The sequence below is a fragment of the Streptomyces sp. NPDC016851 genome, from assembly GCF_055562795.1.
The window spans coordinates 204,457-229,549 of the sequence record NZ_JBVHEP010000005.1 but is presented as its reverse complement, the minus strand read 5'-3'; the positions used below and the strand labels follow the sequence as shown (position 1 = coordinate 229,549).

Annotated in this window: 21 protein-coding genes and 3 tRNA genes; 11 read left to right on the top strand and 13 right to left on the bottom strand. The window is 72.6% G+C overall.

All coding sequences use genetic code 11. The features are described from left to right. Positions 1-58 precede the first annotated feature (58 nt). Positions 59-1,096, top strand: coding sequence for a rod shape-determining protein (locus ACZ3I3_RS11040; protein WP_467364189.1), 1,038 nt, complete (start codon positions 59-61; stop codon positions 1,094-1,096). A gap of 24 nt (positions 1,097-1,120) precedes the next feature. Here ACZ3I3_RS11040 and ACZ3I3_RS11035 read toward each other — a convergent pair whose 3' ends face one another. Together ACZ3I3_RS11035 and ACZ3I3_RS11030 are read right to left on the bottom strand one after the other, a co-directional pair. Continuing rightward, complete coding sequence (locus ACZ3I3_RS11035; protein WP_467364188.1) at positions 1,121-2,074, bottom strand: anti-sigma factor RsbA family regulatory protein; 954 nt, start codon at positions 2,072-2,074, stop codon at positions 1,121-1,123. Continuing rightward, complete coding sequence (locus ACZ3I3_RS11030) at positions 2,071-2,427, bottom strand: STAS domain-containing protein (protein ID WP_467364187.1); 357 nt, start codon at positions 2,425-2,427, stop codon at positions 2,071-2,073. The genes ACZ3I3_RS11035 and ACZ3I3_RS11030 overlap by 4 nt, the downstream gene beginning before the upstream one ends. A gap of 186 nt (positions 2,428-2,613) precedes the next feature. Between ACZ3I3_RS11030 and ACZ3I3_RS11025 the strand changes: the two genes are divergently transcribed. The 3 genes from ACZ3I3_RS11025 to uppS all read left to right on the top strand — a co-directional run bounded on the left by ACZ3I3_RS11025 (position 2,614) and on the right by uppS (position 5,476). Then, positions 2,614-3,309, top strand: a complete 696-nt coding sequence (locus ACZ3I3_RS11025) for an ANTAR domain-containing response regulator (protein WP_467364186.1) — start codon at positions 2,614-2,616, stop codon at positions 3,307-3,309. A 153-nt stretch (positions 3,310-3,462) separates the two neighbouring features. After that, positions 3,463-3,612, top strand: coding sequence for a hypothetical protein (locus ACZ3I3_RS11020; protein WP_467364185.1), 150 nt, complete (start codon positions 3,463-3,465; stop codon positions 3,610-3,612). A gap of 127 nt (positions 3,613-3,739) precedes the next feature. After that, complete coding sequence (gene uppS, locus ACZ3I3_RS11015; RefSeq protein WP_467364184.1) at positions 3,740-5,476, top strand: polyprenyl diphosphate synthase; 1,737 nt, start codon at positions 3,740-3,742, stop codon at positions 5,474-5,476. Between the two features lie 60 nt (positions 5,477-5,536). Here uppS and ACZ3I3_RS11010 read toward each other — a convergent pair. From ACZ3I3_RS11010 to ACZ3I3_RS11000, 3 genes are all read right to left on the bottom strand, one after another. Continuing rightward, a tRNA-Ile gene (locus tag ACZ3I3_RS11010) sits at positions 5,537-5,610 on the bottom strand. A gap of 188 nt (positions 5,611-5,798) precedes the next feature. Next, positions 5,799-5,871 (bottom strand) — tRNA-Asn (locus ACZ3I3_RS11005). 5 nt (positions 5,872-5,876) lie between these two features. Then, positions 5,877-5,949: transfer RNA gene (locus ACZ3I3_RS11000), tRNA-Asn, on the bottom strand. 161 nt (positions 5,950-6,110) lie between these two features. Between ACZ3I3_RS11000 and ACZ3I3_RS10995 the strand changes: the two genes are divergently transcribed. The 4 genes from ACZ3I3_RS10995 to ACZ3I3_RS10980 all read left to right on the top strand — a co-directional run bounded on the left by ACZ3I3_RS10995 (position 6,111) and on the right by ACZ3I3_RS10980 (position 11,782). Next, positions 6,111-6,416 (top strand): YtxH domain-containing protein, encoded by a 306-nt coding sequence (locus ACZ3I3_RS10995; protein ID WP_086560002.1) that lies wholly within the window; start codon positions 6,111-6,113, stop codon positions 6,414-6,416. Between the two features lie 155 nt (positions 6,417-6,571). Beyond that, the gene (locus ACZ3I3_RS10990) at positions 6,572-8,017 is read left to right on the top strand and encodes a xylulokinase (protein ID WP_467364183.1); all 1,446 of its coding nucleotides are present in this window, start codon (positions 6,572-6,574) and stop codon (positions 8,015-8,017) included. A gap of 103 nt (positions 8,018-8,120) precedes the next feature. After that, positions 8,121-9,854 (top strand): ABC transporter ATP-binding protein, encoded by a 1,734-nt coding sequence (locus tag ACZ3I3_RS10985; protein WP_467364182.1) that lies wholly within the window; start codon positions 8,121-8,123, stop codon positions 9,852-9,854. Next, positions 9,854-11,782 (top strand): ABC transporter ATP-binding protein, encoded by a 1,929-nt coding sequence (locus ACZ3I3_RS10980; protein ID WP_467364181.1) that lies wholly within the window; start codon positions 9,854-9,856, stop codon positions 11,780-11,782. The genes ACZ3I3_RS10985 and ACZ3I3_RS10980 overlap by 1 nt, the downstream gene beginning before the upstream one ends. A gap of 122 nt (positions 11,783-11,904) precedes the next feature. On the opposite strand, the gene ACZ3I3_RS10975 is transcribed toward ACZ3I3_RS10980, so the two are convergent. Further along, the gene (locus tag ACZ3I3_RS10975) at positions 11,905-13,197 is read right to left on the bottom strand and encodes an RNA polymerase sigma factor (RefSeq protein WP_467364180.1); all 1,293 of its coding nucleotides are present in this window, start codon (positions 13,195-13,197) and stop codon (positions 11,905-11,907) included. A 140-nt stretch (positions 13,198-13,337) separates the two neighbouring features. Here ACZ3I3_RS10975 and ACZ3I3_RS10970 point away from each other — a divergent pair, with 140 nt between their 5' ends. Both ACZ3I3_RS10970 and ACZ3I3_RS10965 read left to right on the top strand, forming a co-directional pair. Further along, positions 13,338-13,955: a hypothetical protein gene (locus tag ACZ3I3_RS10970; protein ID WP_467364179.1), complete on the top strand. Its 618-nt coding sequence runs from the start codon at positions 13,338-13,340 to the stop codon at positions 13,953-13,955. Further along, positions 13,952-14,950: a nucleotidyl transferase AbiEii/AbiGii toxin family protein gene (locus ACZ3I3_RS10965; protein ID WP_467364178.1), complete on the top strand. Its 999-nt coding sequence runs from the start codon at positions 13,952-13,954 to the stop codon at positions 14,948-14,950. Before ACZ3I3_RS10970 ends, ACZ3I3_RS10965 begins: the two co-directional genes overlap by 4 nt. A gap of 6 nt (positions 14,951-14,956) precedes the next feature. Here ACZ3I3_RS10965 and dnaG read toward each other — a convergent pair whose 3' ends face one another. From dnaG to ACZ3I3_RS10945, 4 genes are all read right to left on the bottom strand, one after another. After that, entirely contained in the window at positions 14,957-16,879 is a 1,923-nt protein-coding gene (gene dnaG, locus ACZ3I3_RS10960; protein WP_467364177.1) for a DNA primase, read from the bottom strand. 38 nt (positions 16,880-16,917) lie between these two features. Beyond that, positions 16,918-18,183: an NAD(P)/FAD-dependent oxidoreductase gene (locus ACZ3I3_RS10955; protein ID WP_467364176.1), complete on the bottom strand. Its 1,266-nt coding sequence runs from the start codon at positions 18,181-18,183 to the stop codon at positions 16,918-16,920. 179 nt (positions 18,184-18,362) lie between these two features. Then, on the bottom strand, positions 18,363-19,640 hold the full coding sequence (locus tag ACZ3I3_RS10950; protein WP_467364175.1) for a deoxyguanosinetriphosphate triphosphohydrolase: 1,278 nt from the start codon (positions 19,638-19,640) through the stop codon (positions 18,363-18,365). 98 nt (positions 19,641-19,738) lie between these two features. After that, a complete protein-coding gene (locus ACZ3I3_RS10945; protein ID WP_467364174.1) occupies positions 19,739-20,509 on the bottom strand; it encodes a sirohydrochlorin chelatase in 771 nt (256 codons plus the stop codon). A 215-nt stretch (positions 20,510-20,724) separates the two neighbouring features. On the opposite strand from ACZ3I3_RS10945, the gene ACZ3I3_RS10940 reads away from it, so the two are divergent. Then, positions 20,725-21,411, top strand: coding sequence for a SanA/YdcF family protein (locus ACZ3I3_RS10940; RefSeq protein WP_467364173.1), 687 nt, complete (start codon positions 20,725-20,727; stop codon positions 21,409-21,411). 78 nt (positions 21,412-21,489) lie between these two features. On the opposite strand, the gene ACZ3I3_RS10935 is transcribed toward ACZ3I3_RS10940, so the two are convergent. From ACZ3I3_RS10935 to ACZ3I3_RS10925, 3 genes are read right to left on the bottom strand one after another with little or no spacing between them, the layout of a single operon-like run. Further along, positions 21,490-22,257, bottom strand: a complete 768-nt coding sequence (locus ACZ3I3_RS10935; RefSeq protein WP_467364172.1) for an enoyl-CoA hydratase-related protein — start codon at positions 22,255-22,257, stop codon at positions 21,490-21,492. A 20-nt stretch (positions 22,258-22,277) separates the two neighbouring features. Further along, entirely contained in the window at positions 22,278-23,546 is a 1,269-nt protein-coding gene (locus tag ACZ3I3_RS10930; RefSeq protein WP_467364171.1) for a ferredoxin reductase domain-containing protein, read from the bottom strand. After that, a complete protein-coding gene (locus tag ACZ3I3_RS10925; protein WP_467364170.1) occupies positions 23,543-25,063 on the bottom strand; it encodes an amino acid adenylation domain-containing protein in 1,521 nt (506 codons plus the stop codon). The genes ACZ3I3_RS10930 and ACZ3I3_RS10925 overlap by 4 nt, the downstream gene beginning before the upstream one ends. Positions 25,064-25,093: the final 30 nt, after the last annotated feature.

Below are 25,093 nucleotides of genomic sequence, written 5' to 3'. Positions count from 1 at the left end.
TATGCGAGGCCCGCCACCTGGCGGCCTCCCACGGTCTGTGCTCTCGGGAGGACCTGCCATGACCGCCAGTCTGGAGCAGCTGCGCCGCTGCCACTTCGCCGTCGACCTCGGGGCGGCGCGCACACGCGTCTACGTCAAGGGCGCCGGGCTCGTCGTCGACCAGCCGTCCGCCGCCGCCGTGAACACCCGCACCGGCGCGCTGATCGCGGTCGGCGAGCTCGCGGAGAAGATGACGGGCCGCACCCCGGACTACATCCGGGTGGTACGGCCGGTCTCCGGGGGCACCGTCGTCGACATCGAGATGGCGCAGCGCATGCTGCGGCACCTGCTCGGCGACAAGATGCGCCGCAGTCTGCGCCGCAAGCCGATCCTGCGCGCCGCGGCCTGCACCCCGCACGACGCCGACCCGCTCGCCCAGCGCGCCGCCATCGAGACGCTGGTCGGTCTCGGCGCCCGCCGCGTGGAGCTGGTCGACACGCTGATCGCCGCCGCCGTGGGCTGCGGACTGCCCGTGGAACAGCCCGAAGCCACGATGATCATGGTGTGCGGCGCGGCGGCGACGCAGGTGGCGGTGCTGTCCCTCGGCTCGATCGTCACCGCCGAGCGCATCCCGGTGGGCGGCGAGGCCGTCGACAACGCGATCGTGCAGCACCTGCGGCACGAGCACGAGCTGATGCTGCCCAGCCAGTCGGTGCGGCCGTTGCAGCTCGCCCTGTCCGGCAACGGCCTCACCCCGCAGGGCCCGGCCTCGACGGAGATCCACGGGCGGGACGTCGCCACGGGCCTCGCCCGCTCCGTCCAGGTCGACACCGCCGCCGTGCGGGACGCCATCCAGACGCCGCTCACCGCCATCCTGGACGGCATCGGCAAGGTGCTGCGCTCCTGCCCGCCGGACCTGGTCGCCGACCTCGCCGACCGGGGCATCATGATGGTCGGCGGCAGCGCGCTGCTGCCGGGCCTGGACCAGATGCTGCGTCAGGCGACCGGTATGCCGGTGCACATCGCCGAGCGCCCGGACGTGTGCGCCGTGCAGGGCCTCGGCGCGATGCTGGAGGGCAGGATCGAACCGCTGGCGCTGGATCCGCTGGGCTCCTGAACCGCCGGGATACGGGGCCCGCGCTCAGCGGGCGAACCAGCAGCGCACGGTCGTCCCGCCGTCCCCCCGGTGCACCCGCACCAGGTCGGCGATGAGGTTCACCAGCAGCAGCCCGCGCCCGCCGCGCTGGTCCCGGGGCACGGGCCGACGCCCGGCCAGGAGGTCCGCGAGCCGCCCTTCGTCGCGCACCTCGCAGACCACGTACCCGTCCTCGGTCCACACCCGCAGCACTCCGGAACCGCCGCCGTGCACCACGCTGTTGGTGGTGAGCTCGGCCATGGCGAGGGCCAGGTCGTCCAGCTTGACGCCGGTGAGCCCGAGCCGCGCGCCCTCCCCCACGGCCACGTGCCGGGCCTGGGAGAGCGAGCCGGAGTCGAAGGGATACGTCAGCGCGTCCGGCACAGGCGGCAGCGCCTCGTTGTACCGGTCGACGACGTCCCCGGGCGCGTAGGCGTCGCTGCCCTGCTCCAGCCGGGAGCCGGAGGGGATGACGGTGGGATGGGTGGCGTAGGCGTCGGCGAGGACGTGCTCGGGGAGATGCTCGGTGTCGTACGGGCACAGGATGGTCGCCGTACGGCCCCGGAAGGCCGCGTTGATGAGCGCCTCGTGCTGGACGCAGGCGGGGTACTCCGTGTCGGAGCGCCCGGCCCAGATGGGCTCGCCGATGATCCGCACCCGGCGTCCGGCCGGCTGGGCGTCGGCGAACGCGCGTAGCACACCGGGGATGATCCGCCCGGGATTGCGGCCGGCCTCGCACATGTCCAGCAGCCGCACCCCCTCGGCGGCCTCCCCCAGCGCGTCCCGGATCAGCGCGAGGTTCTTGCCGGGCACCGCGACGGCCACGGGCTCGCCGGCCGCCAGGCCCTCACGCACGAAGGGCACGGTGACGTCGAGGTACTCGTCCTCGTCACGGTAGAAGAGCGCGGGATGGACGAAGGGCTCGAGGGGACCGAAGGGTTCGGCGACGGGAGCGGTCATGACACCGACACCTCGAGCCCGGTGTGGTCGGGCCACAGCAGGTCCAGCGTCCGCCGCAGGGCCGGCGGCGGCTGCCGCACCACGAACCGCTTGCCGACCCCGAGTTGCCCGGCGGCGGCCGCGAGCGCGCCCGCGCCCGCGACGTCGACGAACGTCACGTCGGACAACTCCAGGTAGTACACGTCCTCATCCTCGCGAACGGCCTGCTCCAGTACGCCTTCCCAGATCGCACGTGTCGTCAGGACGACCTCGCCCGCCGCCCGGACTCCCTGCCGCCCGGACAACGGGAACACCGTCAGGCCCGGCACGGGACCACTGGACCCTGCCGCCGGCACCCGATGCTGAGTGTTCAAGCCCCTCTCCCCACGCTGGTGGACCACAGCGCTCGTACCCGTCCGGCGGAGGCTCATTCCCCGCTGTGGTGTGTACTACGCCGTACGGCGGGCAGGCGCACCTCACACCGACGTCCACGGGGGCGAGTGACGTCGTGCGGTTCCGCGAGGAGGAACACGACCGAAGAGGACCGAAGAGGCGGTGACATGACGTCTGCGGCATCAGCACAGCGCACAGAAGGGTTGAACACACTGGTCATCAGTGGCCGCGTGGACGCGGAACAGGCCGAGCTCACCCCGCGCGGTGAGCTGGTTCACGGCTGCGCGGAAACACTGACCAGGGCCCTGGCCGAGCTGCCGCCCACGATCACGCGGGTGGAGCTGGACATGGGGGGCGTGCACTTCATGGACACGGCGGGCCTGCAGTTCCTCGACGTCCTGGCCGACTTCGCCCGGCGGCGGATCGTGACGGTCACGACCACGAACTGGAACGGCCAGCCGCGCCGGATCCTGGAACTGGCGGGCCTGGACACGACCGACCCCCTGCGTCCCGCGCCCCACCCCGACCCCGAGCCCGCCCAGCCGTCGGCCCCGGCCTCCTCCGCGGTCGCCCTGGAACGCTCGGAGCGCCTGCACGTCCTCCAGGAGGAGGTCGAGCAGCTGCGCCAGGCCATCGCCTCCCGCCCGGTCATCGACCAGGCCCGGGGCATCCTCATGGCCACCCACGGCTGCACGTCCGACGAGGCCTGGCACATCCTGCGCGAGGCCTCCCAGCTCTCCAACACCAAGCTCCGCGACGTGGCCGCCGCCGTGACGGCCGTCGCGAAGCCCGACGGCCCCCGCCCGTCCCCCGAGCTCCGCGAGGCCTTGCAGCGAGCCCTCACCCGCCGCGGCCGAGCCTGACCGGGGGCCGGAGGAACCCTCCCCGGCCGCCGCCCCGGTACGTCACCGGCCGGGCCCGCGGTGCACCGCGGCCCATCGGGGTACTCGGCCGACCACGGCCGGAGCGCCGCACCCGCCTGCTCCGGTTCCACCGGCACGGACAGGAGGCACCCGATGAGCGACCCCACCCCGTCCCAGGCCGAGGGCGACCGCGACGACCGGCAGGACGAGCCCGAGCGCACCACGCCGGCGCACCCCACGCCGTCCCAGGCGGAGGGCGACCGCGACGACACCGCCACGGAGGAAGACGACACCGGCTCCTAGCAGGAGCCCACCACATGCACTAGCCCGCTCGCGCGTCGCACAACCTGGACGTGCCGTCCTCGTTGTGAGCGGTGTGCCTCGCGCGAACACACGACCGGCAGACCGACGAGCGACCTCCGCACGGGCGGTGATCGGCGACGATCCGGCACTGCGGGCGGCCTACGGGCTGTGCCGGCGCCGGACCAGGGAGCAGGACCCGGCGGAGTACGCGCTGATCCAGCTGGTGCCCGCGGCGCTGCGCCCGGCCTGCTGGGCCCTGTGGGCGGCGGCCAACGCGCTCGACGACCTCGGCGACGACCGCACCGCGCCCGCCGCCGAGCGGGCCGCCCGCGTCGAGGAGTGGATCACCGCCCTGCACCGCGAACTGCCCACCGGCACGAGCCCGGACCCGATCCGCCACGCCCTGGTCGACACCGCGGCGCGCTGGCGCCTGGACCTGTCCGAGCTGCACGGCGCCATGGTCCAGGTCCGGGACGACACCCACGGCAGGCACTTCGCCGACTGGGCCGCGTGGCGCACCTGGGGCCGGGACAACCTGCTGCCCTGGTTCGGCCAGGTCCGCACGCTCTTCGACCGGGCCGGCGTCCCCGTGGCCCTCCGGCTGGACACCCGGGAGGCCTACGAGGAGTTCCTGGACGGCGTCCGGCTCACGGACATCCTCACCGACCTGTCCGCCGACCTCGCCCAGGGCGACCTCCTGCTGCCCGACGAGGCCCTGCGGCCCCACCCCGGGGCCGCGGAGGACCTGGCGCACCGGCGCTGGAGCCCCGCCGTCGCCGCTCTGATCACCGAGCTGACCGGCCTGGCCCGCCAGTGGGTGACCCAGGACGGCCTCAGCCGCGGCATGCACCCCGGGCCCGCCACCGTCCTGCACACCATGGCCGCACTGCTGCGCGCCCAGCTCGACGCGATCGGCTCCGCCGGCCCGGCCCTCCTGCGGCGCCCGCCCCGGCCCGCGCTGCGCACCCGGGCCCGCATCCTCGTCCCCGCCCGGGCCCGCGCCGCGCTGGCCTGGAGCCTGACTCCGCCGACGGTGCCGCCCGCACGGCCCGCCGGGCACGCCGGCCCGCCCCCGCCCGCACGGACGGCCCACACCCGAAGCTTCCGGCCCCCGCCACCGCACCCCGGCGGCCACCGTCCCCCGCACATCCCGCCGGACCGCCTCCCCGCCCACGTCGCCGTGATCATGGACGGCAACGGCCGCTGGGCCCAGCAGCGCGGCCTGCCCCGGCACGAGGGACACCGGGCCGGCGCCGCCGCGTTCCGCGAAGTGGTGCACGGCGCCCTGGACATCGGCCTGCGGCACCTGACGCTCTACACCTTCTCCACCGAGAACTGGCACCGCGATGCGCGGGAGGTCGAAGCGATCCTGGACGTCCTGCGCCGCGAGGTCGTCGACGACCCCTTCCGCGACCTCGACGTCCGGCTGCGCTGGCACGGCCGCGCCGGCCGGCTGCCGCCGGACCTGGCCGACCTGCTCCACCTGCGGGAGCGCACCACCCGCACGCGCACCGGCCTGACGCTGACGATGTGCATCGACTACGGCGGCCGTGACGAACTCACCCGCGCCGCCGCGGCCCTCGCCCGCCGGGCCCGGGCCGGCCACCTGGATCCCGACCTGATCGGTGAGGAGGACTTCGCACGGCACCTGCCCCACCCGGACATGCCCGACGTCGACCTGCTGTGGCGCACCGGCAACGAGCAGCGCACCTCCAACTTCCTGCCCTGGCACACCGCCTACGCCGAGCTGCACTTCACCCCGGACCTCTGGCCCGACACCGACCGCCGCCACCTGTGGCGGGCGATCACCACATACACCCACCGCCAGCGCCGCCACGGCACCGCCCCGGCGTCCACACCCTGACCCCGAACGCCGACGAGGACCACCACGCTCGACGTGGCAGTCCTCGCTGGAAGTCTCCGGTGGGGCGGGTGGGACTCGAACCCACGGCCGACGGATTATGAGTCCGCTGCTCTAACCGGCTGAGCTACCGCCCCATAGCGGCGTGTCGCGTACATGTGTGCGCGCCGTCTGCCGCAGCATAGCCGCTCATACGATCTCCTGCTTCGGCTGGGCGGCTGCGCACGGCCTTCGTGACCATGAGGACTGCGACCAGCGCCGCACGGTTCCCAGGAGATCGGAACGGACATGAAAAAGGACCCCTGAGGGGTCCTCGTTCAGCGTGCTCCCCCGACTGGACTCGAACCAGTAACCTGCCGGTTAACAGCCGGCTGCTCTGCCAATTGAGCTACGGAGGACCGAGCTCCCCGGACTGGACTCGAACCAGTAACCTGCCGGTTAACAGCCGGCTGCTCTGCCAATTGAGCTACCGAGGAAGGTCTCGTTTTGCATCGAACGTACCTACCTGGGTATTCGCCAGGGGGCGCGCGCTCGCTGCGACACATACATTAGCGCAAGCAGGGGGGTGCTCCGCCAATCGGTACTCCCCGGCGCCCCACGCCGTACCGGAGACCTACGCAAGGGAAGGGTGGCCGCCATGCGTTACCGGCTCACGTTCGTCGCCGGAGTCGTCCTGGGTTACGTGCTGGGCACGAGGGCCGGACGCGAGCGCTACGAACAGCTGAAGAAGTCGGCCCGCCAGTTCGCGCAGAACCCCGCCGTCCGCAACACCGCGGAGTCGGCGGCCCACCAGGGCCGCGAGTTCGCGGGCAAGGCGTACCACGTGGTGAGCGACAAGGTCGGCGACCGCGTCCCCGACTCGGTGGCCGACCGAGTCCGCCACCTCAAGGAGCGCGCCACCCACAACGGCGGCGAGGACGACTGGGGCACGAGCAACACGTAACAGTTCCTTCTCAGGCGCCGGGCACGGGCACGCCCCCCAGGGGGGCGCGGGGAACGGCGCGACCAGCCACGACGAGGCCCGCACCCGACACCCGGCGCCAAGATCCACGGCGCCCACGGCCCAAGCCGGCGCAGCGGTACGGCAGAATTTTGGCCATGGGGATAGTCGCCGGGTTGGACAGTTCACCCGATTTCACTCGCATCGTCGTCTGTGACTCGGACACCGGAGCCGTGCTCAGGCAGGGATATGCACCGCATCCGGTGGAGAGCCCCGACGGCGGCCGGCCGTCCGACGTCGACCCGCAGGCCTGGCTGCTGTCCCTGGGCGAGGCCGCGGGCGGCGGCCTGCTGGAGGGCGTGCAGGCCATCGGCGTCTCGGCGCAGCAGAACGCCGTCGTGCCGCTGGACGCGCAGGGCAACACCGTGCGGCCGGCGATGGTCGGCAGCGACAAGCGGACGCAGGTCGCGGCCGCCGACCTGATCGACGCGCTCGGGGGCCGCGAGGCGTGGGCGCAGGCGGTGGGGTGTGTGCCGCAGGCCGCGCAGCCGGTGACGAAGCTGCGCTGGCTGGCGCGGACCGAGCCCGAGCACGCGCAGCGCACCGCGATCCTCCTGCAGGCGCACGACTGGCTGGTGTGGCAGCTGCTGGGCCGGCCGGTCCGGAGAACCACCGACCGGGGCGGAGCGTCCAGTACGGGGTACTGGTCGGCGGCGACCGGCGCCTACCGGCCCGACCTCGTCGAGCTGGCGCTCGGGCACCAGGTCATGCTGCCGGAGGTGATCGGCCCGGCGGACGCGGCCGGTACGACTCCGGAGGGGCTGCTGATCTCCGTGGGGACCGGCGAGACCATGGCGGCGGCGTTCGGGCTCGGCATCGGGCTCGGGGACGCCGTGGTGTCGCTGGGCGCGTCCGGGTCCGTGATGGCCGTGCATCCCGAGGCGCTGGTCGACGGCTCCGGGATGATCACCGCGCTGGCCGACGCGACCGGCATGCACCTGCCGGTCGTCACCACGCTGAACGCCGTACGGACGCTGCGCGGGGCCGCCGAGCTGCTGGGGCTGCCCGATCTGGAGAGCCTGTCCGAGCTGGCGATGAAGTCGACGCCGGGGGCGCACGGGCTGGTGCTGCTGCCCTATCTGGAGGGTGAGCGGACGCCGAACCTGCCGCACACGGCGGGCACCCTTGCGGGGCTCAGGCGCGAGTCGATGAAGGCGGAGCATCTGGCCCGGGCCGCGTTCGAGGGCATGCTGTGCGGGCTCGCGGACGCGCTGGACGTGCTGCGCTCCCGGGGCGTGGAGGTGCGGCGGGTGTTCCTGCTCGGTCCGGCCGCCGAACTGCCCGCCGTGCAGGCGGCCGCGCCCTCGCTGTTCGGGACACAGGTCGTGGTGCCGCAGCCGGCGGACTACACGGCGATCGGCGCCGCCCGGCAGGCGGCGTGGGCGCTCGGGGCGTCCCAGGGCACGCTCGACGCGCGGACCCCGCCGGCCTGGCAGGGCGCGGTCGCGCAGGTGCTGGAGCCCGGGGAGGAGCTGGCCGTGGGGCAGGCGGTCCGGCAGCAGTTCGTGGCGGTGCGGGAGCAGACGCACCCCGGGGCCTTTTGACCGCCTGTTGGGTTAATTCGGTTGAGGTAACGCGGGTGGAGTGTTCGACGATAGGGGCCAGGGGCAACCAACCCGGCCCCGTCGCCCACCCGAGAGAAGCAGCGTGCTCATACCACTTCTGCGGGTCCACCTCAGGCCCTACAAGAAAACCATCGCCCTGCTGGTGCTGCTGCAGTTCCTGCAGACCTGCGCCACGCTCTACCTGCCCACGCTGAACGCGGACATCATCGACCAGGGTGTCGTGAACGGCGACACCGGCTACATCCTGGGCTACGGCGCGGTGATGATCGGCATCTCGCTGGTCCAGGTCGTGTGCAACATCGGTGCCGTGTACTACGGCGCCCGTACGGCGGCGGCGCTCGGGCGGGACGTGCGGGCCGCCGTCTTCGACCGGGTGCAGTCGTTCTCCGCGCGTGAGGTCGGTCACTTCGGAGCTCCCTCGCTGATCACCCGTACGACGAACGACGTCCAGCAGGTGCAGATGCTGGCGCTGATGACGTTCACGCTGATGGTGTCGGCGCCGATCATGTGCGTGGGCGGCATCGTGCTGGCGCTCGGTCTCGACGTGCCGCTGTCGGGGGTGCTGGTGGCGGTCGTGCCGTTGCTGGGCATCTGCGTGACGCTGATCGTGCGGCGGCTGCGGCCGCTGTTCCGGGCCATGCAGGTGCGGCTGGACGCGGTGAACCGGGTGCTGCGCGAGCAGATCACCGGCAACCGCGTCATCCGGGCCTTCGTCCGGGACGAGTACGAGCAGCAGCGCTTCCGGAAGGCCAACACCGATCTCACGGACTTCGCGCTGGGCACCGGCAACCTGCTCGCGCTGATGTTCCCGATCGTGATGACGGTGGTGAACGTGTCGTCGATCGCCGTGGTGTGGTTCGGCGCGCACCGGATCGACAGCGGGGGGATGCAGATCGGGGATCTGACCGCGTTCCTCGCCTATCTGATGCAGATCGTCATGTCCGTGATGATGGCCACCTTCATGTTCATGATGGTGCCGCGCGCGGAGGTGTGTGCGGAGCGCATCCGGGAGGTGCTGGACACCTCGTCGAGCGTCGTGCCGCCGTCGGCGCCCGTGCGGGAGCTGCGCCGGCACGGTCATCTGGAGCTGCGCGGGGCGGGCTTCCGCTATCCGGGTGCCGAGGAGCCGGTGCTGCGGGGCGTCGACCTGGTCGCCCGGCCGGGTGAGACGACCGCCGTCATCGGCTCGACCGGCAGCGGCAAGTCGACGCTGCTCGGGCTGGTCCCGCGGCTGTTCGACGCGACCGAGGGGCAGGTGCTCGTGGACGGTGTCGAGGTGGCGGAGCTGGACCCGGTGCTGCTCGCGAAGACCGTCGGGATGGTGCCGCAGAGGCCGTATCTGTTCGCGGGCACGGTGGCGACCAACCTGCGCTACGGCAACCCGGACGCCACCGACGAGGAGCTGTGGCACGCGCTGGAGGTGGCGCAGGCCAAGGAGTTCGTGGAGCGGCTGGAGGGCGGGCTCGACGCGCCGATCGCGCAGGGCGGGACGAACGTCTCGGGCGGTCAGCGGCAACGGCTCGCGATCGCCCGGACGCTCGTGCAGCGCCCGGAGATCTACCTCTTCGACGACTCCTTCTCCGCGCTCGACTACGCCACGGACGCCGCCCTGCGCGCCGCGCTCGCGCAGGAGACGGCCGAGGCGACCGTCGTGATCGTCGCCCAGCGGGTGGCGACCATCCGGGACGCCGACCGGATCGTCGTCCTCGACGAGGGCCACGTCGTGGGCACCGGACGGCACCACGAGCTGATGGCGGACAACGAGACCTACCGGGAGATCGTGCTCTCCCAGCTCACGGAAGCGGAGGCTGCCTGATGGCCGGGCCCATGGGGCGGATGATGGCCGGGGGCGGCCCCGACCAGCGCTCGCTGGACTTCAAGGGGTCGGGCAAACGGCTCGTCGCGCGGTTCCGGCCGGAGCGGCTGACCATCGGCGTGCTGCTGCTGTGCGTGGTGCTCAGCGTCGGCCTCAACGTCGTCGGGCCGAAGATCCTCGGCGAGGCGACCGACCTGGTCTTCGCGGGCATCGTCGGGCGGGACATGCCGGAGGGGGCGAGCAAGGAGCAGGTCCTCGACCAGATGCGGCAGCGCGGCGACGGTGAGGTCGCCGACATGCTGCGCAGCACCGACTTCACACCCGGCGAGGGCATCGACTTCACCGCCGTCGGACATGTGCTGCTGCTCGCGCTGGGCGTGTTCCTGGTGGCCGGGCTGCTGATGGCGGTGGCGACGCGGCTGGTCAACCGGACCGTGAACCGCACCATGTTCCGGATGCGCGAGGACGTGCAGACGAAGCTGTCGCGGCTGCCGCTGTCGTACTTCGACAAGAGCCGGCGCGGTGAGGTGCTGTCCCGGGCGACGAACGACATCGACAACATCGGGCAGACGCTCCAGCAGTCGATGGGGCAGCTCATCAACTCGGTGCTGACCATCATCGGCGTCCTCGCGATGATGTTCTACGTCTCCTGGATCCTGGCGCTGGTCGCGCTGGTGACCGTGCCGCTGTCGTACGTCGTCGCCACGCGCGTGGGCAAGCGGTCGCAGCCGCACTTCGTGCAGCAGTGGCGCTCGACGGGCAAGCTGAACGCGCACATCGAGGAGATGTACACCGGGCACGCGCTCGTGAAGGTGTTCGGGCGTCAGGAGGAGTCGGCGCAGCAGTTCGCCGAGCAGAACGAGGCGCTGTACGAGGCCGGGTTCCGGGCGCAGTTCAACAGCGGCGTCATGCAGCCGCTGATGATGTTCGTGTCGAACCTCAACTACGTGCTGGTCGCGGTCGTCGGCGGGCTGCGGGTCGCCTCGGGCTCGCTGTCCATCGGCGATGTGCAGGCCTTCATCCAGTATTCGCGGCAGTTCTCCATGCCGTTGACGCAGGTCGCGTCCATGGCGAACCTGGTGCAGTCGGGTGTCGCCTCGGCGGAGCGGGTCTTCGAGCTGCTGGACGCGGAGGAGCAGAGCGCCGATCCGGTGCCGGGCGTGCGGCCCGAGGAACTGCGCGGGCACGTGGCGCTGGAGCACGTGTCGTTCCGCTACGACCCCGAGAAGCCGCTGATCGAGGACCTGTCGCTGAAGGTCGAGCCCGGGCAGACGGTGGCCATCGTCGGCCCGACGGGTGCCGGCAAGACGACGCTGGTGAACCTGCTGATGCGGTTCTACGACGTCACCGGCGGGCGCATCACCCTCGACGGGGTCGACATCGCGCGGATGTCCCGGGACGAACTGCGCGCCGGGATCGGCATGGTGCTCCAGGACACCTGGCTGTTCGGCGGCACGATCGCGGAGAACATCGCGTACGGGGCGTCCCGGGAGGTGACCCGCGGGGAGATCGAGGAGGCGGCCCGGGCCGCGCACGCGGACCGGTTCGTCCGGACGCTGCCGGACGGGTACGACACGGTGATCGACGACGAGGGGTCGGGGGTCAGCGCGGGCGAGAAGCAGCTGATCACCATCGCGCGGGCGTTCCTGTCCGATCCGGTGATCCTGGTGCTGGACGAGGCGACGAGTTCGGTCGACACGCGGACCGAGGTGCTGATCCAGAAGGCCATGGCGAAACTCGCCCATGGGCGGACGTCCTTCGTCATCGCGCACCGGCTGTCGACGATCCGGGACGCGGACGCGATTCTGGTGATGGAGAACGGGGCGATCGTGGAGCAGGGCGCGCACGAGGAGCTGCTGGCGGCGGGCGGGGCGTACGCCCGGTTGTACAAGGCGCAGTTCGCGCAGGCGGCGGCGGAGGTCGACTGAGTCGCCTTCGAGGGTGCCATGTGAGGTCGTGGGGCGTCTGCGGGCCCGTTGTGGCTGGTCGCGCAGTTCCCCGCGCCCCTGGCTGGGTGCGCGACCAGCCCTCCGCCGGCCCGCAGACGGCGTCAGTCCAGGTAACCCCTCAGCTGGTCCGCGAAGGCGTGGTCGCGGAGTTTGTTCAGGGTCTTGGACTCGATCTGCCGTATCCGCTCCCTGGTGACTCCGAAGATGCGGCCGATCTCCTCCAGCGTGCGGGGGCGGCCGTCGGCGAGGCCGTAGCGGAGCTGGACGACCTTGCGCTCGCGCTCCCCCAGCGTCGACAGGACCGCTTCCAGGTGCTCCTTGAGGAGGAGGAACGCGGCGGACTCGACGGGGCTGGTGGCGTCGCCGTCCTCGATGAGGTCGCCGAGGGCGACGTCGTCCTCCTCGCCGACGGGCGCGTGCAGCGACACCGGTTCCTGGGCGAGGCGCAGCACTTCGCTGACGCGCTCCGGGGGCAGGTCGAGGTGGGCGGCGACCTCTTCCGGTGTCGGTTCGTAGCCCCGTTCCTGGAGCATGCGGCGCTGGACGCGGACGACCCGGTTGATGAGCTCCACGACGTGCACGGGGACCCGGATGGTGCGGGCCTGGTCGGCCAGGGCGCGGGACATGGCCTGGCGGATCCACCAGGTGGCGTAGGTGGAGAACTTGTAGCCGCGGGCGTAGTCGAACTTCTCGACGGCCCGGATGAGCCCGAGGTTGCCCTCCTGGACGAGGTCGAGCATGGTCAGGCCGCGCCCGACGTAGCGCTTGGCGACGGAGACGACCAGGCGCAGGTTGGCCTCGATGAGGCGGCGCTTGGCCATCCGGCCCATGACGACGAGCCGGTCGAGGTCCAGTGCCAGCTGACTGTCCAGGTCGGAGGCGAGCCGCAGCTTCTCCTCGGCGAACAGGCCGGCCTCGACGCGGCGGGCGAGTTCGACCTCCTCGGCGGCGGTCAGCAGGGGGATGCGGCCGATCTCCCGCAGGTACTGGCGGAACAGGTCGGAGGAGGGGCCGCCGGTGTCGGGGCGGGCCCGCGGCGGTTCGACGGGCTCGGGAGCCTCGGTCGTCTCGACGGCCTCGGCGGGCGGCTCCTCCGGTTCCTGCTCGGGGTGGAGCACGACGCGGCCTTGCGCCGGGACCGCGGGGAGGACGTCGTCCTCCCCCTCCGGTGCGGCGCCGTCAGCGCCGATGGCGCCGCTGACGTCGGTCTGGGTGAGGGTCTGGGTCTGCACGGGGGCGACCTCCAGGATGATCGCTGCCAAGGCGGGCGGCAGCGGTACTTCGGGGGCGGAGTCGGCGGCCTCGCCGCTGTCCGTCCCGTACGCGATGAGCGGAACCGCGGGGGTCTGGGACCCGTCGGGGACGGATCGGCCGCGCTCCGAGGACTCAGGCACCGGAACCCAGTGTGGGGTAAGACACATCGTCGCCACGAGGGGCGTGCGATGACTTTTTGCTTCCGGTCCGTGACCGCGCGGTTGCCCCCTGGTGGGAAACCCGGATGCCTCACGCGTCCCTGGTCTGCGAGGATCGGCCGATGTCCGCTTCCCTGTACGAATCGCATGTGACGGTTCGCTGCACCGGACCCGACGAGTCCGCGCGGCTGCGCCGCTGGGCGGCCGCGGGCGGCTTCAAGCTGACTCACATCGTGCTGGCCAGGGGCCGGATGCGTGACCAGCCCATGCTCACGCTGTCCGGTTCGCCGTCGTACGCCTGCGAATCGGCGCGGGCGCGCGAGGTGGCGGCGCGTTTGCGCGCGGACGGTTTCGAGCCGGTCCGCGTGAAGATCGAGTCGTCGCCGTGGGCGCCGGAGGTGCCGCGCGAACCGTGCGACGACGGGCGGTACTTCGAGCACCATGTGAAGCTGCTGCTCGCCTCGGGCACGGACCTGGCGGCCCTCGCGGCCCGCGTCGTGCCGCACGGCGCCCATCTGTCGTGGAACGCCCGGCGGGTGCGGGGCACACGGCACGAGCGGTTCGTGACCCAGCGCTGCCGCGCGGTGGACGCCGGGGGCGCCGGCCGGGCGCTGGAGCGGCTGCTCACGGAGCTAGAGGGATACGAAGTGCTCGGCGTGGAGCGGGAGTTCGTGCTCCACGACAGTGACCTGTCGGTGGACGAGGGATGGCTGGAGGAGCCGGTGGGGGTGCGGACATGACCGGGACGTCGTGGGAGCGGTTCGGGTGGCAGAGCCCGGAGATACCCCGCGAGCCGCTGGACGAGGCCACCCGCAGGGCGGGGCAGCTGCCGAGGACGCTGCGGCCGGTGCCCGGGGACGACGTGGTGCAGCTTCCCGTCTTCGACCCGGCCCTGAAGCAGTACCAGAACGCCTACCGGGCCACCGACCCGCGCTTCTCCGACCCGGAGCGGGGCGAGGCCTGGCGGGCGGCCCGACGGCACGCCCTGGATCTCGTCCTCGCCGCGATCGCGGACTCGCCGTGGGTCGACGCGCTGGTGCTACGGGGCAGTGTGCTGATGTCGGCCTGGTTCGGTGAGGCCGCGCGCGAGCCCGGTGACCTGGACTTCGTCGTGGTGCCGCACACCTGGCGGATGGAGGACGGCCGCACGGACCGGATGCTGTCCGGGATCGCCGAGGCGGCTCAGGAGCTGGCCGACGCGCGCGGCCGGGAGGTCGGCATCTCGGCGCGTGGCGCGGTCGTCGAGGACATCTGGACGTACGAGCGGGTGCCGGGCCGGCGCATGGTGCTGCCCTGGGGCGCGCCCGGGCTGCCCGGCGGCCATGTCCAGCTGGACTTCGTCTTCAACGAGCGGCTGCCGGAGGAGCCCGAGCCGGTGGAGCTGGCGGGCGGTGCGGTCGTCCAGGCGGCGACGCCGGAGCTGTCGCTGGCGTGGAAGTTGATGTGGGTGATCAACGACACGTACGCCCAGGGCAAGGACCTGTACGACGCGGTCCTGCTGGCCGAGCGGCATCCGCTGCGCCGCGAGCTGCTGCACGAGGTGTTCCGGCTGTCGGGCGAGTGGCCGTACCCCTACCGCGAGAAGATCCTGCTGGAGGACGTGGTGGAGGCGGTCGGGTACGTGGAGTGGAACCACTTCGTCACCGAGTATCCGCGCTTCCGGGACGACGAGCGGGAGTTCGCCGAGCGGCTGGTGCGGGCGGTGACGCCGACGTTCGACGGGGGCGGGGCCTGAGCGGCGTCAGAGCGCGGCGGCGCCGTGTGCCCGGAGGGCCTGGTCGTACTGCTGGAGGACCCAGAGCTCGTTCTGTACGGCGGCCAGCTGGGCCGGGTCGCCGTGGGTGCCGAGGCGGGTGAGCTGGCCGGTGATGTCGCGGATGCGGCGTTCGACGGCGCGGCGGCGGACGGTGACCAACTGGGCGCCCGCGTAGGTCTCGTCGACGCCCTTCACGCCCTTGTGCAGCAGGATCGCCTCGACGGCCAGTTCCGTCACCATCGCGCGGACCGCGTCGTCGGGGGCGGCCTCGCGGACCTTCACCAGGTAGTCCTGGGGGTCCGCGACGCCCAGTTCGACGCCGCCGGCGTCCAGGATGGCCTGGCGTACGGCGGCATACGGCGGGGCGGTGAACTCGTCGACGCCGTACGCGTCGAAGGCCGGGGAGACCAGCTCGGGGCGCTGGAGGGCGAGTTTGAGGAGTTCGCGTTCGGTGGCGTAGACGGGGTTGCGGAGGTTGAGGGCCGGGCCGCGGGGGCCCGCGGACGGCTGGGCGGCGGCGTACTGCTGGGATGCGTGCGGGTGCCGGTCCGGGGCCGGGCCCTTGCCGCCGCGGTCGCGGGCCCAGCGGGCCAGCTGGGCCACGCGCTTGACCACGAACTGGGTGTCGAGGATGCCGAGCATGCCGGCGAGCTGGACGGCGACCTCGTGCTGGGCGCCGCTGTTCTTGATGCGGGCGACGATCGGGGCGGCCTCGTCCAGGGCGGCGGCGCGGCCGGCCGGGGTGTCGAGGTCGTAGCGGCTGACGATCTGGCGCAGGGCGAACTCGAAGAGCGGGGTGCGGGGTTCGACCAGGTCCGCCACCGCCTCGTCGCCCTTGGCCAGGCGCAGGTCGCAGGGGTCCATGCCGTCGGGGGCGATGGCGATGTACGTCTCGGCGGCGAACTTCTGGTCGTCCTCGAAGGCGCGCAGGGCGGCCTTCTGGCCGGCCGCGTCGCCGTCGAAGGTGAAGATGACGCGGGCCGAGCCGTTGTCCATCAGCAGGCGGCGGAGGATCTTGATGTGGTCGCCGCCGAAGGCCGTGCCGCAGGTGGCGATGGCGGTCGTCACCCCGGCCAGGTGGCAGGCCATGACGTCCGTGTAGCCCTCGACGACCACCGCGCGGCTCGTCTTCGCGATCTCCTTCTTCGCCAGGTCGATGCCGTAGAGGACCTGGGACTTGCGGTAGATCGGCGTGTCGGGCGTGTTCAGGTACTTGGGGCCGTTGTCCGCCTCGTAGAGCTTGCGGGCGCCGAAGCCGACGACCTCGCCGCCGATGTCGCGGATGGGCCACATCAGCCGGCCGCGGAAGCGGTCGATGGGGCCGCGGCGGCCCTCCTGGGCGAGGCCGGAGAGCAGGATCTCCTTGTCGGTGAAGCCCTTGCCGCGCAGATAGCGCGTGAGGTGGTCCCAGCCCTGGGGGCTGTAGCCGACGCCGAAGTGGACGGCGGCGGCCTGGTCGAAGCCGCGCTCGGCGAGGAAGATCCGGCCGGTGTCGGCCTCGGGGGACGTCGCGAGCTGTTCCGCATACCACTCGGCCGCGATCTTGTGGGCCTCGACCAGGCGGATCCGTTCGCCGCGCTGGTGGGAGGGGTTGTACCCGCCCTCCTCGTAGCGCAGGGTGATGCCCGCCTGGCCGGCCAGGCGCTCGACCGCCTCCGAGAAGGAGAGGTGGTCGATCTTCATCACGAACGTGATGGTGTCGCCGCCCTCCTGGCAGCCGAAGCAGTGGAAGAGTCCCTTGCTCGGGCTGACCTGGAAGGACGGTGACTTCTCGTCGTGGAACGGGCACAGGCCCTTGAGGTTGCCGCCGCCCGCGTTGCGCAGCTGGAGGTACTCGGACACCACGGCGTCGATCGGGACCGCGTCCCGTACCGCCTTCACGTCCTCGTCGTTGATCCGTCCAGCCACGCAGCGATTCTACGGGGGCGCGGTGACAGTCCTGACGGCTAGGAGGCGAGGCTGTCGAGCGGTGCGTGCGGGTCGGCCAGGGCCTCCGTGTTCACGCGGGCCTTGGAGCGGATCAGGTGCTGGATCTTGTCTGTGACATCCCACACGTTCACGTTCATCCCGGCCAGCACCCGGCCCTCCTTCACCCAGAAGGCGATGAACTCGCGCCGGCTCGCATCGCCCCGGAGCACCACCTGGTCGTACGTCCCCGGCGGCGCCCAGCCGGAGTACTCCATGCCGAGGTCGTACTGGTCGGAGAAGAAGTAGGGCACCCGGTCGTACGTCACGTCCCGGCCGAGCATGCAGCGGGCGGCCGCCGGTCCGCCGTTCAGCGCGTTGGCCCAGTGCTCCACCCGCATGCCGGTCTCGAAGAGGGGGTGGGGGAAGGAGGCCACGTCGCCGGCCGCGTAGATGTCGGGGTCGGAGGTGCGCAGCCGCTCGTCGACCACGACGCCGCCGCCGCGCGCCCGGTCGGCGATCTCCAGCCCGGCCGCCTCCGCGAGAGCGACCCGCGGGGCCGCGCCGATCGCGGCCAGGACGTCGTGCGCCGGGTGTTCCTCGCCGTCGTCCGTGCGGGCCGCGAGGACCATGCCGTCCTGGCCGACGATCTCGGTGAGCCGGCTGCCGAAGTGGAAGCGGACGCCGTGGTCGCGGTGCAGGTCGGCGAAGAGCTGGCCGAGCTCGGGGCCGAGGACGTGGTGCAGCGGGGTCGGCCCGCTGTGGACCACGGTGACCTCCGCGCCGTACTCGCGGGCCGCCGCCGCGACCTCCAGGCCGATCCAGCCGCCGCCCGCGATCACGAGGTGGCCGTTGTCCCGCCCGAGGTTGGTCAGGACGTGCTTGAGCCGCTCGGCGTGGGCGAGCCGGCGCAGGTGGTGGACGCCGGCCAGGCCCGTGCCCGGGATGTCGAGGCGGCGGGGCTCGGCGCCGGTCGCGAGGAGCAGCTTGTCGTAGCGGACGACCGTGCCGTCCTCGCCGAAGCGGACCGTCCTGGCCGTGCGGTCGATCGCGTCGACGGTCTGGCCGAGGTGCAGCTCGATGTCGTTCGCCGCGTACCAGGCGGGCTCGTGCACGAAGACGCTGTCGCGTTCCTCCTTGCCCAGGAGGTAGCCCTTGGACAGCGGCGGACGCTCGTAGGGGTGGTCGCGTTCGTCGCAGATCAGTATCACCCGGCCCGTGAAGCCCTCCGCCCGGAGCGTCTCGGCCGCCTTGGCGCCGGCGAGTCCGCCTCCGACGATGACGAATGTCTGATCCGCGTCGACCACTTGGTGCCTCCTCGTAAGGGTGTCGCCACTTGCGAGCGTCCCGCACGGAGCGTGATGCGGGAAGAGGGAGTGACCCGATCAGGCCACGGAGGGTCACGATCGGGCGTGCCGTGTTCCCTTGTTTCCCGGGTGTTGTCCCCTGTTTCCCGTCGTTTTTCCCGTTGGGTTTCCCGCCAGTCTCATGCGTGCCCTGTCAGACGGGCGTGAAGCGAGCGGGCGGAGGTGTCGGTGAGGGAGGCGATCTGGTCGACGATCACCCGTTTGCGGGCCCGGTCGTCCGGCGCCCGGTCGAACAGGGCGCGGAACTGCGGGTCCAGGCCGTCCGGGGCGCGGGCGGTGAGCGCCTCGGCCAGTTCGGCGACGACGACGCGCTGGTCGGCGCGCAGGCGTTCCTGCTCGGCGCGCTGCATGACGTAGAGGTCGGCGACGGCCTTGAGGACGGCGCACTCCAGACGGGCTTCGCGCGGCACGACCAGTTCCGCGGCGTACCGGGTGAGGCGTCCGGCGCCGTACGCGGTGCGGGTCGCGGTCTCGGCGGCCAGGCAGAAGCGGCCGATGAGCTGGCTGGTGGCGTCCTTCAGACGGGCCTGGGCGACGGCGGTGCCGTCGTAGCCGTGCGGCCACCACTCCTGGGCGAGGAGCCGGTCCAGGGCCTCGGCGAGTTCTGCGGGGTCGGTGTCCGCCGGTACATAGCGGTCCCGGGCGACCTGGAAGACGTCCTGCCGTTCGGGCTCGGCGTGCAGGCAGTTCGGGTCGATGTGGCCGGCGTGCAGGCCGTCCTCCACGTCGTGCACCGAGTAGGCCACGTCGTCGGACCAGTCCATGACCTGCGCCTCGAAGCAGATACGGGCGTCGGGGGCGTCCTTGCGGACCCAGTCGAAGACCGGGCGGTCGTCGTCGTAGACGCCGAACTTGCGGGACGCCGGGTCGGTGGGGTGGGCGCCGCGGGGCCAGGGGTACTTGGTGGCGGCGTCGAGGGCGGCGCGGGTGAGGTTGAGGCCGACGGAGCCTTCGGGGGTGAACCGTTTGGGCTCGATGCGGGTGAGGAGTCTGAGGGACTGGGCGTTGCCCTCGAAGCCGCCGCAGTCCGCCGCGAACTCGTTGAGGGCCTGTTCGCCGTTGTGGCCGAAGGGTGGGTGGCCGAGGTCGTGGGAGAGGCAGGCGGCTTCCACGAGGTCCGGGTCACAGCCGAGGGCGGCGCCCAGTTCGCGGCCGACCTGGGCGCATTCGAGGGAGTGGGTGAGGCGGGTGCGGGGGCTGGCGTCCCAGGCCGGGCCCATGGTGCCGGGCGTTACCACTTGGGTTTTGCCGGCGAGTCTTCTCAGGGCGGCGCTGTGCAGGACTCGGGCGCGGTCGCGTTGGAAGGCGGTGCGGCCGGGGCGTTTGTCTGGTTCCGGGGCCCAGCGGTCGGCTGACGCCGGGTCGTAGGCCGGGGGGGTTTGTGAGGTGCCGTCCATGTGCCGACAGTATGCGCCTGAGCGTCTGCCGGGTTCAGTTTCCGGGCGGGTGCGGGTGGTTTTGGGCTGGTCGCGCAGTTCCCCGCGCCCCTAGGGCATCAAGCCGAGGCCAGTTCCGGCACAGCGGGCGCCGCCGCCAGGGTCTCGTCGTAGCGGTGGAGGAGGAGGTGGGCCATGGACGGGTGCGTGCCGAGGGGGGCCGCTGCTATCCAGGGGGCCGCCTGGGCGCACTCCGTGGCGAAGCGGCCGGGGGCCGTGAAGTAGGAGGCCAGGGCTATGTGGCGGCGGCCCCGTGCGAGGAGGGTGCGGACGGCGGTTTCCACCGTCGGGGTCGCCGCCGAGGCGTAGGCGGGGATGACGGGGACGCCCAGGCGGGCGGCGAGGAGGTGGGCCGTGCGGCCGGTGTCCGTCTTGGCGTCAGGGTCGCGGGAGCCGGCCGCGGCCAGGACCACCGCGCTGCTGCTGCGGGGGGTGCCGCCCCAGCCCGCCTCCTCCAGTCGGGCCTGGAGGGCGTCCACCAGGAGGGGGTGCGGGCCCAGGGGGGCCGCCAGGTGGGTGCGGGCCCTGGAGGCCGCGGCCATCTCGGGGATGTCCTGCTTGACGTGGTAGCCGCGGCTGAGGAGGAGGGGGACCAGGACCGCCTCCGTGTCGCCCAGGGCGGCGAGCGTGTCGGGGAGCAGGGGGGCGTTCAGTTCGATGTGCCCGAGGTGCACTGGCACGTCGGGGCGCAGCGCGCGGACGCGGTCCAGGAGCGCGCGTACGGTGCTCAGCGCGCGGGGGTCGCGGCTGCCGTGCGCCACGACCACGAGGGCGGGCGGGGCCGGGCGGCGCGTGGCGGGCTGCGGGACGAGCCTGAGCTGACTGGGCATGCCATCGATGGTCGCCGCCGCACGTTGCCTTCCCGTTGCGTGGGCGTCACGGGTGTTTTCCAGCGGTTCACGATGTGGGACGGGTGGGGTGTGAGGCGGCCTGACCTGGCGGTTCCGTGTAACGCGTGAAGCTGGTCACGGGGAGGCGGATGAACCGGGCGGTCCGTGTGGGCGTCCCTGACTGTCGAGGGGCCGACCTGGGGAGGGACCGTCCGATGCGTCCTGTGACGTTCCGCAGACCGCGGCTGCCGCGTACCCGGCGGGGGCAGCGGCGGCTGGTGCAGGCGGTGATGGCCGGGTGTGTGCTCGCGCTGCTGCCCGCGACCTGGATGTACGTGGCCGCGGGTGACCGGCTGCGGACGGCGGCGGACGTGCCGCGGACCGATGTGGCCGTGGTGTTCGGTGCCGGGCTGTGGGACGGGGAGCCGTCGCCGTACCTCGCGCACCGGCTGGACGCGGCGGCCTCGCTGTACCGCGCGGGGCGGGTCGAGGTGGTGCTCGTCACCGGGGACAACAGCCGCGAGGACTACGACGAGCCGGACGCGATGCGCGTGTACCTGACGCGGCACGGGGTGCCCGACGGGCGGATCGTCAGCGACTACGCCGGGTTCGACACCTGGGACTCCTGCGTGCGCGCGAAGAAGATCTTCGGGGTGGACGAGGCCGTGCTGATCAGCCAGGGCTTCCACATCCGGCGGGCGGTCGCGCTGTGTCAGGCGGCGGGCGTCGAGTCGTACGGGGTGGGGGTCGACGCCGTGCATGACGCGACCTGGTACTACGGGGGCGTCCGGGAGATCCTCGCCGCCGGGAAGGCTGCCCTGGACGCGGCGTTCCGCCCGGATCCCCGGTTCCTCGGGCCCCGGGAGCCGGGTGTGGAACGGGCGTTGGCCACGGGCGAGTAGAGGATCGGGCCGTCCGCCGGGGGCGGGAGCGCGGCCGGTCGCCCGGTGTGCTCCCGCCCCTGGCAAGGCCTGTGGCCGTCAGCGTCCGTGGAAGCGCGGGGGGCGCTTCTCCAGGAACGCCGTCATTCCCTCCTTCTGGTCGTCGGTGGCGAACAGGGCGTGGAACACCCGCCGTTCGTAGCGCAGGCCGTCCCGCAGGCCCGTCTCCAGGGCCCGGTCGACGCACTCGCGGGCCGCCCTGACCGCCGTACGGCCGTACGAGGCGACGGCCGCCGCCGCTTCCAGGGCCTCGGTGAGGACCCGGTCGTCGGGGACCACGCGGGAGACCAAGCCGCAGCGCTCGGCCTCCCGGGCGTCCATGGTGCGGCCGGTGAGGATCAGGTCCATCGCCTTGGCCCGGCCGACCAGACGGGTCAGCCGCTGGGTGCCGCCGATGCCGGGGATCACGCCGAGTTTGATCTCGGGCTGGCCGAAGAGCGCCGACTCGCCCGCGACGACCAGGTCGCACATCATGGCCAGTTCGCAGCCGCCGCCGAGCGCGTAACCGGACACGGCGGCGATCTTCGGGGTGCGCAGGTCCGCGAAGCCTTCCCAGGCCGCGAAGTAGTCCTCGGCCATCATGTCCACGGCCGACCTGCCCGCCATCTCCCTGATGTCCGCGCCGGCCGCGAAGACCTTCTCCGAGCCGGTGACGACGAAACAGCCGACGTCGGGGTCGTCGTCCAGCGGGCCGAGGAGGCCGAGGAGTTCGGCGAGCAGTTCGGAGCTGAGCGCGTTCAGGGCGTGCGGGCGGTGCAGGCGGACGGTCACGACACGGCCGTCCCGTTCGGCTTTCAGGTGGTTCATCTTTCCTCCCTGGACGGTGGTCACGAGTCCCAGATCGCGCCGTACGCCGGAATGCCGCGCCGTTCCAGGCCGTGCACCACCTGCCAGGTCAGCCGCTTGTTGGAGATGCAGATGACGGCCTCCGCGCCGAAGTCGCGGTACGCGGCATGGGCGAGCCGCACCATGTCGGGCTTGCCGTGCCGGGAGGTGTCCCAGACCAGGGCGTGCGGCTGGACGGCGAGGATCTCGTCGACGAGGGCGTCGCCGTAGGTGGCGCGGGGGTCGCGGGTCGCCCAGACCAGGCGCGAGGGGACCTCGGCGGCGAGCAGATGGGGCAGGCAGGGGCCGATGCCGCTGCCGGTCGCCACGTAGACGACCTTCCTGAACAGGACCTCGATGTTGGCGACTCCGGCCGTGGTGATGCCCTTCACCCACACCCGCGGGGGCAGGTCGTCGATGAAGGAGCCGGTCCAGTCACCGGCGCGGGAGATGGTGAGCCGGAAGCCGGAGCGGCCGGGGGCGGGGACGTTGGCGAAGGAGTGCCACTCCTTCAGCGGGCTGCGGCTGATCGCGGTCGAGGAGCCGGCGAAGGGGGTCTCGCCGTAGTCGAAGTGAGCCAGCGTCACGTGCGCGGAGGGGCGTTCGGTGCGGACGTCCACCTTGCGCAGCCGCAGCCAGGGCAGCGCCACGCTGAACGTGACGAGGGCGAGGACCGCGAGCGGCACCCGTCCCTGGCCGGACAGCAGGGTGTGGGTCCACAGGAGGGCGAGGGCGCTCCAGCCGCCGAAGCGGTGGATCTTCTCGAAGTGGTCGTGCCGGCGGGAGCGGAAGGGTGGCAGGGCGGTGGCGACGATCAGGGCGAGGAGGGCCACCAGGGTCCAGCTCACCGTGATCAGCGGCAGGTCCGTCCCGGCGCGGGTCAGCGCGACCGTCAGGGCCAGGAACCAGGCCGACGCGGCCAGCGCCCCGCCCACGTGCAGCCCGCCGAAGTGGTACACCTTCCCGAGCGTCCAGCGGATCTTCAGCGGCCAGTGCACCGGGGCCGAAGTCGCCAGCCGGAACAGGAGGTTGATGACGTACTGCTGGCGCACCAGGACGGCGAGGGCGAGGTTGGCGAGGGCGGCGTGCCCGAGGGTGGGCGTGGCCGGGGGTCCGGCGGCCCACAGGAACGCCGCGTTGGCCAGGAGGACCAGGGCCGCGAGGCGGTTGTAGTGCATCAGCCGGGGGTGCTTGAGCAGGCGGCGGGGAGCCGGCAGGAGCGGCGGGAGCTCGCCGGTGTCCTGGCGGGTCCGGGCGGGTGACGTGGTCATCGGGCCACCGCCACGCGCTCGTCGAGCATGCCGAGCAGGGCCTGTTTGTCGACCTTGCCGCGGTCGGTCTCGGGGAGGAACGCCAGGGGCAGGACCTGCTCGGGGACGCAGTAGTAGGGCAGGGCGTCCGCGACCGCGCGGCGGGCCGTGCCGGGGTCGACGTCGGCGGGGCAGACGAAGGACACCAGGGTGCGGGCGTCGCGTTTCAGGGTGACGGCGCGGGTGCAGCCGGCGGCCGTCTCCAGGACGGAGGAGACGGAGTCCAGCTCGACGCGGAAGCCGCGCACCTTAACCTGGTCGTCGGTGCGGCCGAGGTGTTCCAGTTCGCCGCCGGAGGTCCAGCGGCCGAGGTCCCGGGTGCGGAACATGCGCCGGCCGCCGCCGAGGAAGGGGTCGGGGGCGTAGCGCTCGGCGTTGAGGGCGTCGTCGCCGAGGTAGCCGGCGGAGACGCAGTCGCCGCCCGCCCACATCTCGCCGGGCTCGCCGATGGGCAGCGGGCGCCGGTCGGCGTCGAGGACGTAGACGGTGTTGTTGGGGGTGGGGCGGCCGATGGTGAGCAGCGGGGCGGCCGGGTCGTGGCGGCTCATGGTGTTGACGATCGTGGTCTCCGTGGGGCCGCAGCAGTTGTGGAAGGCGGCCCGCCGGGCCCAGCGGTCGGCCAGCGGGCGCGGGCAGGGCTCCCCCGCGACGGCGACGGTGCGCACGCGCGGGCAGGCGGCGGGGTCGAGGCCGGACAGCACGGTCGGGGTGGCGATGAGCACGTCGGCGGTGCGGGCCGCGGCGGCGATGTCCTTGCCGCGGATGACGAGCGTGCCGCCGTGGGCGAGGCAGCCGAGGATCTCCCAGGCGGCCATGTCGAAGGCGATGTTGAGGAGCTGGGCGACCCGGTCGCCGGGGCGGATGCCGAGGCCGCCCGGCTCGGTGAGCAGGATGTTGGCGACGTTGCGGTGGGTGACCTTCACGCCGTTGGGGCGGCCGGTGGTGCCCGAGGTGAACAGCACGTAGGCGCCGTCGTCGCCGGTGACGCGCGGGCGCGGGGCCGGGGCGTACGGCTGGGGCTCGTCGAGCGCGAGCAGCAGGTGGCCGTCCGGCAGCGGCACGCGGTGGGCGTGTTCGGCGGTGGTGAGGACGACCCGGGTCCGGGCGGTGCGGATGACGTGGGTGAGCTGGGCCGGGGGCGCGAGGCCGATGTCCTGCGGGACGTAGGCGGCGCCGGCCTTCAGGATGCCGAGGAGGCCGACGAGCATCGGGATCGAGCGGCGGACGAACAGGCCGACGTGATCGCCGGGGCGTACGCCCTCGCGGACGAGGCGGGCGGCGAGGGCGTCGGCGTACCGGTCGAGCTCGCCGTAGGTGAGGTGTGCGCCCTGATGTTCGGCGGCCACGGCGTGCGGGGTGGCGGCGGCGTGCCGGGCGACGGCGTGGTGCAGGAGCGGGTCGGGGACGGGGACGGTGGGGCCCCGGCCGTACTGGCGGAACAGCTGCCGGTCATGGGGGGTCAGATGGCGCAGAGGCATGGTCGGGTGGCCTCCTGGCTGTGTTCGAGG